The following is a 15249-nucleotide window of genomic DNA, read 5'->3' as shown; positions in this document are numbered from 1 at the left end:
ATAGCTTTTTCTTCAATAATTTACCGGTCACATATCGTAGCAGCGCTTCCAATTTTTCATATAGTTATTCTGTTTGACACATGAAAAATATGCAGCCGTATATGCCTTTTCCTTCACTCATATAAACACAATATTCTCTAAATTTAGTTTACCATTAATGTTAACGTAAAGCGCAACAAATCTTAGAGGAATTTCTAAGGTTTTTATTAGTTGTGGCGGTAAAGTGTTGCTGAAGTTGTTAGTTTTTACTCCTTCTGTTGATTCACTCCCTTCTTCTGCTGATTCACGCCTTCCTTCTGTTGATTCACGCCTTCTTCTGCTGATTCACGCCCTCCTTCTGGCGATTCACGTCTTCCTTCTGTTGATTCACTCCCTTCTTCTGCTGATTCACGCCTTCCTTCTGTTGATTCACTCCTTTCTTCTGTTGATTCACTCCCTTCTTCTGTTGATTCACTCCCTTCTTCTGTTGATTCACTCCCTTCTTCTGCTGATTCACGCCTTCTTCTGCCGGGTTTATTCATTTCACGTTCATATTTTAGACACAAATTACAGAAGGAAATTGCATTTAGATGGAGAAAATCTATTATTAGGAATATAAGGAGTGAGCAATTTGATCGAAAATTATAGAAAAAAATCATACGATCTGTTAATTTACGAGGCATTGCTGAGACGGCTTAAAGGAGATCTCTGGTTTAATGAAAAAATCATTGCTGGGTATAAAAAGGAAAAGGCAGGATATGATGGCGAAAGCGCTGTTGACTATACAATTTCCACATTTCGGCGTAATGACTTTGTTATTCTTAGAGGGTTACGTTTGAAAAATCCCCCATTTTATTTTCAAATTGACACGCTTATCCTCACAAAAAAATTTATTTGTATCCTGGAGATAAAAAACTATAAAGGCATATTCAGCTATGATTCCAAACAGCATCAGTTAACTCAAAAAGTAAATGGCCGGATAAATTCTTATAAAGATCCTATTCTGCAGGCAGAAGCTCAAAAAAACCATTTGAAGACATGGCTTGTACATCGCGGGTTTTTTAACATACCAATTGAAACACTTGTCGTAGTTGCGTATCCTTCCACAATCGTTGAAAATGTTCATCAGGATACAACGGTATATAATAAGATCATTCATACAGCAAGTTTGCAACTCCAAATAGAGAGACTGAATAACCTTTATTCAAAGGATTCATTGACCATGCCAACAGTACAGGAAATTGGTAGACAACTTCAACAGGCAGATGAGCCACTTAGAACAAATATCCTGCAACAGCTCGGTTTAGCTGAGCATCATTTTATAGACGGGATTCTATGCACGAAATGCAACAAGTCTCCTATGAAAAGGTTGTATAAAAAATGGCTTTGCTCAGGATGTAAAAACACAGATACAAAAGCCCATGAACAAGTCATATATGATTATTTCCTTATTCATGGAGACACTATTACTAACAGCCAATGCCAGCAAATTCTTAAGATTAAATCGCCGCGAACGCCTTATACATTACTAACAGGTATGGAACTTAGACAGTCGGGCAATAACAGGACAAGGAAGTACCATGCCCCGGCCTCCCAAGGCTACCCACAGAAATCTTATATACCAGCAAACAGACTCATGAGGTTACAACAGGAATATTCCATTTGAAGAAACTCCAAACTTATACTAGATGACAGAACCAGTCACTTTTGGTTAGCTACCGTCACTCTTTCAATCCAGGCCGTTATATCGCAAAAAAACCGGCTGAGTGAAATTTACTCAACCGGATTTACTGCTTCATCTAATAACTGTTCTAGTTCGGCCGTATAGCTTTCTTTCTGGGCTGCACCCCAGTGCAATGCTTCTGCCATATAATCAATAACCCTATCCTTATGTGCCCACACGAAATCAATATCGAAAAATAATGCTCCAGTCCGCCGCACGAAGAAGTCAACTGGTTTAAATATCATTTCATGCTCAAGAGCATATGTTAGTTCCGCAAAAACTACGTGATCAATCCCAGCTTCATCCGCAGTTGGCTTTTCCCCTTGATAAAATTCAAAAACTTTATCAATATTTGCTCCATATTTTTGAATTAAAAATAATGCTGTTTCTTCATCAATTCCCAATGCTATTGCTTCAGCAACTTTTCGATCCTTGAAGCGTTGGAAACCTTTTGAGCCGCCAACTTCACCACCAGAAATAGGAAGATGTTCTGTATCAGAATAAGAATAAAGGATTCCATCTTCATTTTTCAGCTGTTCAACAATCGTATTAACAGCCTCTTCCGCCATTTTACGATACCCAGTTAATTTTCCACCAGCCATTGAAATAAGACCAGAATCAGAAATGAAAATTTCATCTTTCCGGGAGATTTCACCCGGATCTTTACCTTCCTCGGCAATTAATGGCCTTAACCCTGCATAACTTGATTCCACATCATCTTTTGTCATATCTAACGAAGGGAACATAAAATTAATCGTATTAAGCAAGTAATCACGATCATTTACCGTCATAGTTGGATGTGATATATCTCCTTTATAGCTTGTATCGGTAGTTCCTACATAGGTAATTTTATTTCGTGGTATGGCAAATATCATTCGTCCATCTGGTGCATCAAAATAAATAGCTTGTTGTAAAGGAAACCTGTCTTTTGAAAATACTAAGTGGACCCCTTTTGTTAACTGCAGTGATTTCCCCTGTTTGGAACCATCTATTTCACGTAGGTGATCCACCCACGGTCCACCAGCATTGATTATTTTTTTAGCATATACATTATGTGTTTCGCCACTAATTTGATCCTCAACTATTGCACCTTCAATTTTTCCGGATTTATAAATAAAATCAACGACCTTAGCATAATTGATGGCATATGCACCTTTTTCAACTGCTTTTTTCATTACTTCAATCGTGAGCCGTGCATCATCCGTTTTATATTCAACGTAGTACCCTGCACCTTTAAGACTTTTTTCCTTAACAAGTGGTTCTTTTTCCAGTGCTTCACCAGGCTTCAACATTTTCCTGCGCTCGTCTTTCTTTACTCCTGCTAAAAAATCATAAACACGTAACCCAATACTTGTTGTAAACGGTCCAAAGTTACCATCTTGATAGAACGGGAGCATCATCCACTCAGGTGTGGTAACATGTGGGCCGTTTTCATAGACAATCTCCCGTTCTTTTCCAACCTCAGCAACCATCTTAACTTCATACTGTTTTAAATATCGAAGGCCGCCATGAACAAGTTTGGTCGAGCGGCTTGAGGTGCCAGCGGCAAAATCCTGCATTTCGAAAACCGCAGTATTCAGCCCGCGTGTCTTCGCATCAAGTGCGATTCCCGCTCCAGTAATACCACCACCAATAACCAGGACATCAAGTTCATTCCCTTTAATTTGCTGAAAGTTTTCTTCTCTATGATAACTTGAAAAAGTTGTCATATTACTACACTCTCCTTATAATCCATGCTATTACTATCATTATAAAGGCCATTACATATATACTAGAAAAAAAAGAAACCACAAAAATAAACTAATGAACTCTACTAATCATCAGCAATTTGTGGTTTCTCCATTTCTCCGACACATCTATTAACTTAATTATATTGTAGCACAATTCTTCAAAATAGGTAAAGCAATTTAATCTTTTACTTCTCCGGTATTATGTTATCCAAACTCCTTCATTATAGCGGAATACACATTTTCAATATCCTTACCCATGCCGGATTCCACAGCTGCCACATATGCTCCTTCAAGTAATGGGGCTTCTATTATTTTGATATTATCTATTCCCGTCATTTCAAGAGCTACTTCAGCATTCATCTTTGCACTTCCAATATCATAAAAAAGCAATACTCCATTCCCGTCATTCGCACGATCTATAGCCAGCTGTATCTTATCAATGCTTGTTCCAATATCATTTTCGTCCGTACCACCAGCAATTTCAATAGGTACTTCTTTAATGACTTGGCGGATAATATCTTTTATTCCCTCAGCCACTTTATTACTATGCGAAATCAATACGATACCAACGTAAGACATTACTTTTCACCTGCTTTAATCACTTCAGATAATGCCTCAAACATATAAAAGGATGTAGCCGCTCCTGGATCGATGTGTCCAATTGATTTTTCTTTGAAATAAGCTGCTCTTCCCTTAGTTGCCATAATATCCTTTGTGTTTTCCATGGCTTTCTTTGCTTCACCTGCTATTTCACCTGCTTTAAAACGATCGACTCTTTTGAAGTACTCAACCATTGGCGACCAAACATCAATAAGTGTCTTCTCACCTTCCACAGCCTTTCCTCGCTGTTTGACACCATTAACCGCTTCTTCTAACATCCTTGTAATGTTATCATGATTGATCGTATCACTCCCTTTTGCTACTAAGGACATTTTTAGAAATGCCGTCCCAAATAATGGCCCGGATGCACCACCGACTTTAGACATTAATGTCATAGCTACATCCTTTAATAAATCAGCGACATTTTCATAATTCTCCATCGTAATTTTATTGCTTACTTCCTGAAATCCTCGTGCCATGTTTATCCCATGATCACCGTCACCAATTGGTTGATCAAGTGATGTTAGATATTCCTTATTGATATGGATTTTTTCATTAATTCTTTTCATCCATTCAACTGCTTCGGTTACTTGTAATCCCATGTCATACACTCCTTTAGATACGAAAAGCAGGTGCTGACGACTCCGCATTAAGTAATGACTTTATTTCGTCATCTAGCTTTAATAATGATACTGAACAGCCTGCCATTTCTAATGATGTCATATATTCACCTACAAATGTTTTGTAAACCTTGATTCCTTTTTCTTTCAAGATTTCTTGCACGCTTTTATTCACAATATAAAGTTCCATTTCAGGTGTCGCACCTAACCCATTTACCATGACTGCAACATCACTCCCTGAGAAATCTCTATCATTTAAAACTTTTTCGGTAAGTTCTTTCGCAATTTCATGTGCAGTAGCCATTTCCTTTCGCTCAATACCTGGCTCTCCATGGATACCAATTCCTATTTCCATTTCATTATCTTCCAGTTGAAAACTGGGTTTCCCTGCAGCGGGGACAATACAAGATGTAAGAGCCATACCCATAGAACGAACATTTTCAACCACTTTTTCGGCAACAGCTTTTACTTCTTGTAATGATCCTCCTTGTTCAGCTATCGCGCCTGCAATTTTATGAACAAATACAGTTCCCGCAATCCCTCTTCTTCCAGTAGTAAATGAACTATCTTCAACTGCAACATCATCATTGACAACTACTTTTTCAACTTCAATTCCCTCCGCCTCTGCTAGTTCTGCAGCCATATCAAAATTTATCACATCACCGGTGTAGTTTTTAATCACTAAAAACACACCCTTCCCACTATCAACTGCTTTAATTGCTTCAAGCACTTGATCAGGGGTTGGAGATGTAAAAACTTCTCCAGATACTGCTGCATCAAGCATTCCCTTTCCAATATAGCCAGCATGCGCGGGCTCATGACCACTTCCTCCACCACTCACTATCCCAACTTTATTAGATACAGGTGCATCTTTCCTGACGATTACAGTAGTTTCAGGTAGCTGTTTAACTTCGTTTGGATATGCTGCTGCAATTCCTTCAACCATCTCTTGCAAAGCCCGATCTGGGTTATTAATAATTTTTTTCATAATTTACACCCTCCACTATTTTGATAAAAAAAGAGAGAAATTCACATAGCCCCCTTTGGATATTATGACTTCTCTCTTTTTACAAATTACTTAAATTTCCTTGTTGCTTCTACAGCTTTTTGCCAACCACCATATAACTTGTCGCGTTCTTCTTTTTCCATATCATGATTGAAAATTTGATCTGTCTTCCATTGTGAGGCAATTTCCTCTTTGTCTTTCCAGTAACCCACTGCCAAGCCAGCTAGATATGCTGCTCCTAAGGCAGTAGTCTCCTGAACTACAGGACGTTCAACTGGTACACCTAAAACATCACTTTGGAACTGCATTAGGAAATTATTTTTCACTGCTCCTCCGTCTACTCGAAGTGTTTTTAGATTGATCCCAGAATCTGCAATCATCGCATCCAATACATCTTTTGTTTGATATGCAAGTGATTCAAGTGTTGCACGAACAAAATGTTCCTTTGTAGTTCCACGTGTTAAACCAAAAATAGCACCTCTTGCATCACTATCCCAATATGGAGTACCTAGTCCAACAAAAGCTGGTACCATATAGACCCCATCTGTTGAATCTACTTTTTTTGCTAATTCTTCAGTCTGTGGTGCATTTTCAATAACTTTTAATCCATCACGTAGCCATTGTATTGCCGAACCCGCTACAAAAATACTGCCTTCCAACGCATATTCCACTTTACCGTCAACGCCCCAGGCTAATGTTGTAAGCAAACCATTGTCAGATTTCACACCTTCTTCGCCAGTGTTCATTAACATGAAACAGCCTGTACCATATGTGTTTTTCGCCATACCTTTATCAAAGCAGGCCTGCCCAAATAATGCTGCTTGCTGATCCCCCGCAATCCCAGCAATCGGAACTTCATGTCCAAAAAAATGATAGTCAACTGTTTTGGCATAGACTTCAGAAGATTGTTTAACTTCTGGCAGCATACTTTTAGGTATATTTAGAATCTCAAGTAATTCATCATCCCATTTAAGATCATATATGTTGAACATTAAAGTTCTGGATGCATTCGAGTAATCAGTGATATGTGCCTTCCCACCAGAAAGTTTATGGACAATCCATGTATCCATAGTACCGAACAACAGATCACCATTTTCCGCCTTCTCCCTTGCACCTTCTACGTTATCCAAAATCCATTTTACTTTTGTACCAGAGAAATATGGGTCTAACAGCAAGCCAGTTTTTTCTCTGAACAAGTCGTTGTAATCCTTTGCACGTAATTCTTTACATATATCCTCTGTCTGCCGAGATTGCCAAACGATTGCTTTATAGATTGGCTTTCCAGTATTTTTATCCCAAACAACCGTTGTTTCTCGTTGGTTTGTTATACCAATACCAGCAATTTGGTTAGGATCAACTTCTGACTTTCGTAGTACTTCTGCAATACAAGCAAGAACTGAAGTCCATATTTCATTTGCATCATGCTCTACCCACCCTGGTTTTGGAAAGAACTGTTCAAACTCTTTTTGAGCTGTTTCAACAATTGCACCATCATGATCAAATAGAATTGCTCTTGAACTTGTCGTACCTTGATCTAACGATAAAATATACTCTTTTTTCATTGTAAAATTCCTCCTTAGCTAATTTTCTTCTCTACATTGTCTGCAATTGTATTCCCTTTTTTCAGTTCTGCGCTAGTAGCTCCGAATAAAATTACAGCAATAATTGCACTTAGAACCCAAAATAATACTGAGTATTCACCTAAAAATATTGCTCTATAGAATACTGCACCATAAACACCGCCAAGAATTGGTCCTACTATTGGAACCCAGCTATATTTCCAATCAGAGCCGCCTTTTCCTGGTATAGGAAGTAGTGCATGGGCAATTCTTGGACCCAGGTCACGTGCTGGATTAATAGCATACCCAGTAGCTCCACCTAGTGACATACCAATCGCAACAATCAGTAAACCAACAATTAGTGGGTTCAAACCTTCTGTAAATTCGTTAGCACCAATAAACATTAGTCCCATTAGTAGAATAAAAGTTCCAATTATCTCACTAACTAAATTGGAAAAGGGACTTCGTACAGCAGGGTCGGTTGAGAATACTGCTAATTTTGCGCCTTGATCCTTTGTTTCTTTCCAATGTGGTAAATAATTTAAAAAGACAACAACTGCACCAATGAACGCTCCAACCATTTGAGCTGATATATACATTGGAACCTTAGACCAAGGAAACTCTCCTACAGCCGCAAATCCAAGTGTAACTGCAGGATTTATGTGTGCTCCAGTGAAACTACCAACAGCATATACCCCCATTGTTACACCAAGACCCCAGCCAATTGTAATAACTACCCAACCTGCGTCTTCTGCTTTTGATTTCTTTAATACAACTCCACCAACTACTCCTCCCCCCAGGATTATAAGAATCATCGTACCAATTACTTCCGCTAAAAATTCCGGCAATTTTAAACAACTCCTCTTTATTAAATTATTAAGCTAAAAAACGTGGAGTGGTATTGAGTAGATTAATAGATAGCACGAAAAAGACCCACACTGCATAAGCGTACTTCTTTCAAAGTACTGCTGCAGCGTGGGTCTCCATGTCTCCACCACGTTCTTAACTTGTTGAATATAATAATACATCAATATGTAAACGCTGTCAATATTTTTTTACAATTTAATTTAGAGTAATTATGGTTATGGCCAATCCATCCTATGCGGATCAATAACTAACTTTCTAGATGCCTCGCCATCAAACTGCTTGTAACCATCCGAAGCCTGATCAAGTGAAATTAATGTAGCGTTTACTGCCTTCGTAATTTGCGCGTTACCACATAAAATCGCCTTCATCAAATCCCTGCGATACTTCATCACAGGTGTTTGCCCAGTTACAAAGTATGCGCCTTTGCAAAGCCTAAACCAAAGCGAAATCTTTATTGTTCTTCCTTGGTATCCACATCCTTGTAACTAGGCTCTTCGTTTACATATAGTTCTTGAATTCCTAGACGTCCTCCCGCCCTTGTTGCTTGTTGCTCACATAAAAGAGTTCAACACCACCGCTCTGTTATTCGCCATAAGTGCCTTCATAAGTTATATAAAGACGCCTTTTTTGTTGGTCTTATCAATTTTTGTTAAATTTAAGCACTCATAACATAATTTTCAGAAAACTTAACAGATAAAATTAACAAGTCCATAGTTTAGTATTCGAAGTGGATACTGCAATAGCCCCTGCCTCCAATACTTCAGATACTTCTTCCTCTTTATTTATAAGACCACCTGCGATGACAGGGATATTACTTTCCTGACTTATCTTTTCAACGACACTTGTCATAAGGCCTGGCAGTACCTCAATGCAATCAGGCTTAAAACGATCAACTAACTTAAGATTATGGTCTAGTGCCATACTATCTAGTAAAAACATACGCTGGATAGCGAGTAACTTATGTTTCTTTGCAAGTTTAATAATGTTTCCCCTAGTTGACAATATTCCATCTGGCTTTACTTCGCGTAACAAATATTCCATTCCATATTCATCTGCTTTTAAGCCTTGAATTAAATCAAAGTGTACTAACACCTTTTTATTTGAGCGCTTCGTATAATCCACTAAGCTCTTTAGTTGGGATAGTCGAGTTTCCAGTAAAACAATAAAATTATGGCTTGATTCCAACGCCTTATCAAAGTCTTTCATATTTCGAATCGCTGGTAAGACACCTGTAGGCATTTCCATTCTATACACCACCATCGACATTATTCTTTATCCATCTCTTCCTTCGTATAAATAAGCTGCATAGGATTACCCCCAACAAATGCACCAGCCGGAACATCCTTATTTACTAGCGTTCCTGCTGATACCACTGCTCCGTCACCAATTGATATGCCTGGAAGAATTGTTGCGTTTGCCCCTATCAACACCTCATCACCTATGATAACTTCACCAATACGATATTCTTTTATCAGGTACTCATGCGCTAAAATAGTAGTATTATATCCGATTACACTATTAGCTCCGACTGTTATTTTTTCTGGAAACATAACGTCAGGCATGACCATCAATGCAAATGCTGTTTGTTTTCCTACCTTCATTCGTAAAAACGTGCGATAAAGCCAATTTTTCACACCTAAAAAAGGCATGTATCTGCCAAGCTGAATAACAATAAAGTTTTTTGTCACCTTCCAGAAGGACACTGTCTTATATATTTGCCAGAGTGAATTGGCATTTTTAACTGGGTATCGATTGGTTTTACGCATATCTACACTCCCAAAATTTTAAGCAGGTCCCGCATCTCATCTAGCATATATGTTGGCTTATACTCGGATAACTTTTCCTTACCTTTCAAGGACCATGCAACCCCAGCTGTTTGAACACCTGCATTTTTTCCTGCATCAATGTCATGATGGTTATCCCCGACCATAAGTGTTGAATCGACCGATGCTTCTAATTCTTGCATTGCTTTCAGAACCGGCTCTGGATGCGGTTTTGCATGGACAACATCATCTAATGTAATAATAGTTTCAAAGTAATTAGACAAACCAGTAACTTTCAGTCCCATTTCTACTGTTCGATTCATTTTCGTTGTAACGATTCCGAGCTTAAAATTTTTCTTTTGTAATTGGTCAATCGTTTCGACAACATTTGGAAAAGCTGTTACATAGTTATCATGGTGGTACAGATTATGCTCTCGGTATGTTTCAACCATTGCCTCAACCTGATCAGGGTCAACCTGATGGAATGTGTCCCTTAAAGGAGGTCCGATAAATTCGATTGCTTCTCTACGGGAAAGCTCTCTTCCATATTGTTCAAATGTATGCATGAACGATGAAATAATCAATTCATTTGTGTCTATTAAAGTGCCATCAAGATCAAAGAGTATTGTATGAATGTTCATGAGATGCGTCCTTTCTTTTCCGATTATCAATACGCCGCCAAATAAATGCTACAGTCATTGTTAATAGTATTGCCGTGACCAATCGAATTAAAAGTAATGGCAGGACAGGAATACCAAGCGGAATAAATATTAACGTATCCTCCACTACCGCATGACAGGAAACAAGAAAAATTAGCGCCAAATACATATCGCGCCGTGACACACCATCTTCTTCCACCGCTTGAATCATTAGCCCGGCACCATAGGCAAGGCCGATTGTAAGTCCAGCTACAAGCGTCATAGAAGTATTTTTTTCCATGCCCAGCATTCTAGTAAATGGTGCAAATTTATTTGAAAAAATAGTTAACCAGCCTTTTTCACGTAAATATTGCATGACTATCATTAACGGAATGACGATTAGTGCCAGCTGTGCCACACCAACGACAGCGGTTTGGAATCCTTGCAATAAAATCTCGCTCCATCCATTCAATTCTGGATTTGACGTAGAAATGAGACCGTATTGCGCTTGTTCAGCCCCTCCACTCCATAAGAGATTAATCGTTATTGCCGAAATGAGCGCTAATGACAACCGAATTCCCGAAATAAACCACCAGCTAACGCCTACCCTAGCAGCCACAGTCGATTCGATGAATAAGTTATGGGAAAACGACAGCATCACAGCTAATATAAAGACTTCTTTTACTGTAAAATCAAACGATACTATGGCAGCAATTCCAGCGTATAAATTCAGTGAATTCCCTAATACCAATGGCACTGCAGCCTCTCCACTTAATCCAACCAAACCCATAATGGGACTAATCTGGTCAATAATCCATGGCAGTACCGGTGTATGTTGTAATATGGTCACAATCAAAGTAATTGGAAAAATGACTTTTCCTAATGTCCATGTGACTTGAAGGCCTTGTTGTAAACCACGCTTAAAAATCCCTGCCAATCGTTCATCCCTCTTTTCAGTTACTTCTTCTTAGTTACTTTTTTACCATTATAATGCTTATTTGCCTGCCCTGTTTTACGGCGATAAACAATTACCGCTAATCCAATCAGAATAATAGCAATCGAGATTAGCTGCGCCACACGGAAAGGACCGAAATATAGACTGTCAGTACGCATACCTTCAATGAAGAAACGACCAACTGAATATGCCATTAGATAGCTTACGAATACTTCACCACGTAATGGGTTTTTACGACGTAGTATAAGTAGGATAATGAGTACAACTATATTCCAAAATGATTCATATAAAAATGTTGGGTGATACATTACGCCATCAATACACATTTGATTCATAATGAAATCAGGTAAATATTGATGAAAACTATTATATGTAGCTTCAGAGATCGCTCCTCCGTGTGCCTCCTGATTCATAAAGTTTCCCCAACGACCTATAGCCTGTCCAAGTATTAAGCTTGGGGCAGCAATATCAGTCAACTGCCAGAATGAAACTTTTTTAACACGAGCGTAAACAATTGTCGTTAGCACAGCGCCGATTAAAGCACCGTGAATTGCTATTCCGCCCTCCCATATTGCAAAGACGTCCCACCATGTTCCACCAGTATAACGTTCCCATTCAAAAATCACATAGTAAATGCGAGCAAATATAATCGAAATCGGGATAGCAAACACAATCAAATCGACCATTAAATCTTTCTGTAAACCTAGTCGATCCGATTCCTTAGTGGCCAGATACAACCCTATAAATGCTCCCGCTGCAATAATTAACCCATACCAATAAATAGTCAGTGGACCAATATCCAGAAAAACACGGTCCAATGCTGGTGCACTACAACTCAATCCAATCACTCCTATTCATCTGTTTCATCTTTATCCTGATCAATCATCGTTGTAAGACGATCAGAAAATTCCTCTGCTGCATTAACGCCCATTCGTTTTAGCCGGAAGTTCATCGCTGCAACTTCAATAATTACAGCTAAATTTCGCCCTGGACGAACAGGAATTGTTGCTTTTGGAAGATGAACATCCATTATTTTCATCGTTTCCTCATCTAAACCTAAACGGTCATATTGTTTCTGCTGATCCCATAATTCCAAATTAATAATCAATGATATTTTTTTAAAACTTCGTACGGAACCTGCACCAAATAGAGTCATGACATTGATAATACCAAGTCCGCGAATTTCCAATAAATGCTCAATTAATGGTGGGGGATTACCAATTAGACTATCATAGTCCTCTTGACGAATTTCAACACTGTCATCAGCAACTAGACGGTGCCCTCGTTTCACTAACTCAAGCGCTGTCTCACTTTTACCAACACCACTTTGACCCGTTATCAGCACACCCACACCATAAATATCGACTAATACGCCGTGAATTGCAGTGAACGGGGCAAACTTTGCTTCCAAATAGTTGGTAAGTCTGCTTATGACTCGAGTCGTTTTGCGTGGGGAGTGTAAAATTGGTACTCCGGATTCATTCGCAGCCTCAAGTAAGACCTCTGGAATATCCATTCCGCGTGATACGACGATTCCCGGGGTTATATCCGTGCATAATTGTTTCGCACGACTCCTTTTATTATCATCTGTTAAATCAAGGAAGTATGCCATTTCTGTCTTGCCTATTAGCTGCAAACGTTCCTTAGGATAATACTTAAAATAACCTGTCATCTCAATTCCTGGACGGGAAATATCGCTTGTAGTAATTTCTCTATGTATGCCATCTTCCCCGGCAACCAAGGTCAGATTAAAATTTTCCAGCAAATCTTTCGTACGAACTTTTACCATCTATATAAACCTCCAATAATATGCACAATTACTGATTTTCATTGTAGCATATTTTGGCGTGTTGAAGTATCGGGAAGGTTTGATAAAGACCGTTTATTATAAGTGAACGAAAAAATCGCAGGATAGCACCTGCGATCTCAAGTTTTATTTCATTGTATCCTTCACTAACCTGTTTAATAATAAATTCAATATCGAAATAATTACAGCAGCAATAATTGCTGTGCCAAAGCCTGTGATAACAAAAGAAGCATCCATTATGGCTTGGGTAATCATTAACGTTATAGCGTTTATGACAAACAGGAATAAACCAAGTGTTAAAAAAGTAATTGGTAGAGTCAACACTACTAAAATTGGTTTGACGATCATATTTAAAATTGCCAAAATAACACTTGCCAAAATAGCTGTGCCGAAGCCTTCGAGCTGGAAGCCTTCAAATAGCTGTGCTACTGCAATTAATGCAACTGCATTTAATAATATGGATAAGAACCAGCGAAGCAGCATTAACGCACCTCCCCTTCTTTCGGAATAACAATCATTCCTATTAAGTAAATGAATATTGCCGCCGCACCTACAAATACACCCGCAACGAATAATAGGCGGACAATTGTAGAGTCAATATTAAAGTATTCGGCAAGCCCACCACAAATTCCTCCAATCATAACATCGGATTCTGAACGATATAACTTCTTACTCATTATGGACCCTCCTTTATTAGTGGTTATTCATATTTCCAAATATAAAAATGCTCTTTCCCTAAACGTTTTTTCGCTTCCTCTTTAAGGTCATCATCCAATTCAGGATTTTCCTTGAATTTGCTTAAAATTCCACTTGCTTGAGACTCATGAGCTAATATCGCCTCCATCTTCTGGTCAAAAAATGGGGTTACATCATTATTGATATCTGGTTCCCCCAGTTCCTCAACATAATTATTTGTGATAGGCTGAACCCACACTGTTGGGCGATTCTCAGGTTCCATCAATTTAACAGCTTCAACAGCAGCCGCCCCAAGTGCATCATGGTCAGGATGTACTGCTCTTTCTGGGTAATGCGTAATTACTATACTCGGATTAATCTCTTCTAAAATACCCTTTAAATGACTTGCAACCTCAAGCCTATCTTCAAACTCAAGTGTTTTGTCACGATAACCTAACATTTGTAAGTCAATATCAAGCCTCTCACAAGCATTAATTAACTCATCTTTTCGAATTTCCGGTAAAGTTTCTCGATTAGCAAAGGTTGGTGAACCCATGTTTCTTCCCATTTCACCTAGCGTTCCACATAAATATGTCACTGGAACACCTTGCTCACGATATTTCGTAATCGTCCCAGCCGCACCAAATGACTCATCATCAGGATGCGGATAAATTACAACAACATGTTTTTCCATTTTAAAATCACCTAGCCCTTAAATTAATAGCGAAATGGAGTTTCACTGATTTGTAGCGACACCATTAACCGACCTTCACGATCATGTCCTGCAAGTAATAGCTGATTAGCACCATGAATTGTCCAATCTGTTAATCCTTCCGCATAAATCCAGCCTATTTCCATTTTTAATCCCACACGGTACGTCTTTCCATTTCCAACAATTTTCGCTTGAGAAAACTTAACTTTCGCATTACGGATGTACGCTCCGACATTATAAGCCTTATCATCAAAATGGCTAGCATAAGCACCATTAGTTGTTTCTAAATGAACATAAACATCTTTATTCGAATAATTTTCTAATAAATTTTGCATTTTTTGAATCTCAATTGGTTTCATTAAAATGTTTCCTCCCTAGCACCTTCTCATTTAACCTTACCTAAACGACAGGAATGCGTCAAAAATTTTGACTACAAATTTGTCTCATTATATGGAGGGGCGCACTTTTTCTCCTTTTACATGTTGATGTTGTTCTTGATTTGTTTTTCGTCTCTTTTGATACTATTTCCGATTCGCTACTGTTATTCGTACTTGCCCCTTGCAAATAAGTCTCTCACCCCATTCAGGAAACTTGGTTTATCGCCAGTTTGGAAGT

18 protein-coding genes and 1 pseudogene are annotated in these 15249 nt (G+C 38.6%); 1 reads left to right on the top strand and 18 read right to left on the bottom strand.

What is annotated here, in order from left to right; translation table 11 throughout:
- Positions 1 to 245: 245 nt before the first annotated feature.
- Positions 246 to 521, bottom strand: coding sequence for a hypothetical protein (locus tag BLS02_RS05855; RefSeq protein ID WP_092492010.1), 276 nt, complete (start codon positions 519 to 521; stop codon positions 246 to 248).
- Positions 522 to 610: 89 nt separating this feature from the next.
- On the opposite strand from BLS02_RS05855, the gene BLS02_RS05850 reads away from it, so the two are divergent.
- Entirely contained in the window at positions 611 to 1645 is a 1035-nt protein-coding gene (locus BLS02_RS05850; protein WP_254788732.1) for a nuclease-related domain-containing protein, read from the top strand.
- Positions 1646 to 1752: 107 nt separating this feature from the next.
- On the opposite strand, the gene BLS02_RS05845 is transcribed toward BLS02_RS05850, so the two are convergent.
- From BLS02_RS05845 to BLS02_RS05770, 17 genes and pseudogenes are all read right to left on the bottom strand, one after another.
- The gene (locus BLS02_RS05845) at positions 1753 to 3411 is read right to left on the bottom strand and encodes a glycerol-3-phosphate dehydrogenase/oxidase (RefSeq protein ID WP_092492008.1); all 1659 of its coding nucleotides are present in this window, start codon (positions 3409 to 3411) and stop codon (positions 1753 to 1755) included.
- A 225-nt stretch (positions 3412 to 3636) separates the two neighbouring features.
- Positions 3637 to 4011, bottom strand: a complete 375-nt coding sequence (dhaM, locus tag BLS02_RS05840; protein WP_092492007.1) for a dihydroxyacetone kinase phosphoryl donor subunit DhaM — start codon at positions 4009 to 4011, stop codon at positions 3637 to 3639.
- Positions 4011 to 4634 (bottom strand): dihydroxyacetone kinase subunit DhaL, encoded by a 624-nt coding sequence (gene dhaL, locus BLS02_RS05835; RefSeq protein WP_092492006.1) that lies wholly within the window; start codon positions 4632 to 4634, stop codon positions 4011 to 4013. Before dhaL ends, dhaM begins: the two co-directional genes overlap by 1 nt.
- Before the next feature lie 13 nt (positions 4635 to 4647).
- Positions 4648 to 5640, bottom strand: a complete 993-nt coding sequence (gene dhaK / locus BLS02_RS05830) for a dihydroxyacetone kinase subunit DhaK (protein WP_092492005.1) — start codon at positions 5638 to 5640, stop codon at positions 4648 to 4650.
- 86 nt (positions 5641 to 5726) lie between these two features.
- A complete protein-coding gene (gene glpK, locus BLS02_RS05825) occupies positions 5727 to 7220 on the bottom strand; it encodes a glycerol kinase GlpK (RefSeq protein ID WP_092492004.1) in 1494 nt (497 codons plus the stop codon).
- A gap of 14 nt (positions 7221 to 7234) precedes the next feature.
- Positions 7235 to 8065 (bottom strand): MIP/aquaporin family protein, encoded by an 831-nt coding sequence (locus BLS02_RS05820; protein ID WP_092492003.1) that lies wholly within the window; start codon positions 8063 to 8065, stop codon positions 7235 to 7237.
- Between the two features lie 234 nt (positions 8066 to 8299).
- Positions 8300 to 8625: pseudogene (locus tag BLS02_RS19485) on the bottom strand (formaldehyde dehydrogenase, glutathione-independent); the annotation flags it as partial.
- A gap of 158 nt (positions 8626 to 8783) precedes the next feature.
- Entirely contained in the window at positions 8784 to 9329 is a 546-nt protein-coding gene (locus BLS02_RS05815) for a glycerol-3-phosphate responsive antiterminator (RefSeq protein WP_092492002.1), read from the bottom strand.
- A 20-nt stretch (positions 9330 to 9349) separates the two neighbouring features.
- Positions 9350 to 9850, bottom strand: coding sequence for an acyltransferase (locus BLS02_RS05810; protein WP_092492001.1), 501 nt, complete (start codon positions 9848 to 9850; stop codon positions 9350 to 9352).
- A gap of 2 nt (positions 9851 to 9852) precedes the next feature.
- Complete coding sequence (gene ppaX, locus BLS02_RS05805) at positions 9853 to 10488, bottom strand: pyrophosphatase PpaX (RefSeq protein ID WP_092492000.1); 636 nt, start codon at positions 10486 to 10488, stop codon at positions 9853 to 9855.
- Entirely contained in the window at positions 10463 to 11422 is a 960-nt protein-coding gene (locus tag BLS02_RS05800; RefSeq protein WP_092491999.1) for a nucleoside recognition domain-containing protein, read from the bottom strand. Before BLS02_RS05800 ends, ppaX begins: the two co-directional genes overlap by 26 nt.
- A 20-nt stretch (positions 11423 to 11442) precedes the next feature.
- Positions 11443 to 12279, bottom strand: coding sequence for a prolipoprotein diacylglyceryl transferase (lgt, locus tag BLS02_RS05795; protein ID WP_092491998.1), 837 nt, complete (start codon positions 12277 to 12279; stop codon positions 11443 to 11445).
- 11 nt (positions 12280 to 12290) lie between these two features.
- Positions 12291 to 13229, bottom strand: coding sequence for an HPr(Ser) kinase/phosphatase (gene hprK / locus BLS02_RS05790; RefSeq protein WP_092491997.1), 939 nt, complete (start codon positions 13227 to 13229; stop codon positions 12291 to 12293).
- A gap of 144 nt (positions 13230 to 13373) precedes the next feature.
- Entirely contained in the window at positions 13374 to 13730 is a 357-nt protein-coding gene (locus BLS02_RS05785) for a phage holin family protein (RefSeq protein ID WP_092491996.1), read from the bottom strand.
- Positions 13730 to 13924, bottom strand: a complete 195-nt coding sequence (locus tag BLS02_RS05780; RefSeq protein ID WP_092491995.1) for a PspC domain-containing protein — start codon at positions 13922 to 13924, stop codon at positions 13730 to 13732. The genes BLS02_RS05785 and BLS02_RS05780 overlap by 1 nt, the downstream gene beginning before the upstream one ends.
- 23 nt (positions 13925 to 13947) lie before the next feature.
- A complete protein-coding gene (bshB2, locus tag BLS02_RS05775) occupies positions 13948 to 14616 on the bottom strand; it encodes a bacillithiol biosynthesis deacetylase BshB2 (RefSeq protein ID WP_092491994.1) in 669 nt (222 codons plus the stop codon).
- Positions 14617 to 14639: 23 nt separating this feature from the next.
- A complete protein-coding gene (locus BLS02_RS05770) occupies positions 14640 to 14993 on the bottom strand; it encodes a YojF family protein (RefSeq protein ID WP_092491993.1) in 354 nt (117 codons plus the stop codon).
- Positions 14994 to 15249: the final 256 nt, after the last annotated feature.

The organism is Virgibacillus salinus (assembly GCF_900102415.1).
GTDB classification, from domain to species: domain Bacteria; phylum Bacillota; class Bacilli; order Bacillales; family Amphibacillaceae; genus Lentibacillus; species Lentibacillus subterraneus.
The sequence above is the reverse complement of the archived record's forward strand: the minus strand, read 5'-3'. Positions and strand labels throughout refer to the sequence as shown.

Bases quoted from the DNA above. Each gene is read 5' to 3' on its own strand.
- BLS02_RS05785 (WP_092491996.1), bottom strand. From the start codon at position 13,730: ATGCTGCTTCGCTGGTTCTTATCCATATTATTAAATGCAGTTGCATTA.
- BLS02_RS05780 (WP_092491995.1), bottom strand. From the start codon at position 13,924: ATGAGTAAGAAGTTATATCGTTCAGAATCCGATGTTATGATTGGAGGA.
- BLS02_RS05845 (WP_092492008.1), bottom strand. From the start codon at position 3,411: ATGACAACTTTTTCAAGTTATCATAGAGAAGAAAACTTTCAGCAAATT.
- BLS02_RS05810 (WP_092492001.1), bottom strand. From the start codon at position 9,850: ATGCGTAAAACCAATCGATACCCAGTTAAAAATGCCAATTCACTCTGG.
- hprK (WP_092491997.1), bottom strand. From the start codon at position 13,229: ATGGTAAAAGTTCGTACGAAAGATTTGCTGGAAAATTTTAATCTGACC.
- dhaL (WP_092492006.1), bottom strand. From the start codon at position 4,634: ATGGGATTACAAGTAACCGAAGCAGTTGAATGGATGAAAAGAATTAAT.
- ppaX (WP_092492000.1), bottom strand. From the start codon at position 10,488: ATGAACATTCATACAATACTCTTTGATCTTGATGGCACTTTAATAGAC.
- dhaK (WP_092492005.1), bottom strand. From the start codon at position 5,640: ATGAAAAAAATTATTAATAACCCAGATCGGGCTTTGCAAGAGATGGTT.
- BLS02_RS05815 (WP_092492002.1), bottom strand. From the start codon at position 9,329: ATGGAAATGCCTACAGGTGTCTTACCAGCGATTCGAAATATGAAAGAC.
- BLS02_RS05770 (WP_092491993.1), bottom strand. From the start codon at position 14,993: ATGAAACCAATTGAGATTCAAAAAATGCAAAATTTATTAGAAAATTAT.
- glpK (WP_092492004.1), bottom strand. From the start codon at position 7,220: ATGAAAAAAGAGTATATTTTATCGTTAGATCAAGGTACGACAAGTTCA.
- bshB2 (WP_092491994.1), bottom strand. From the start codon at position 14,616: ATGGAAAAACATGTTGTTGTAATTTATCCGCATCCTGATGATGAGTCA.
- dhaM (WP_092492007.1), bottom strand. From the start codon at position 4,011: ATGTCTTACGTTGGTATCGTATTGATTTCGCATAGTAATAAAGTGGCT.
- BLS02_RS05855 (WP_092492010.1), bottom strand. From the start codon at position 521: ATGAATAAACCCGGCAGAAGAAGGCGTGAATCAGCAGAAGAAGGGAGT.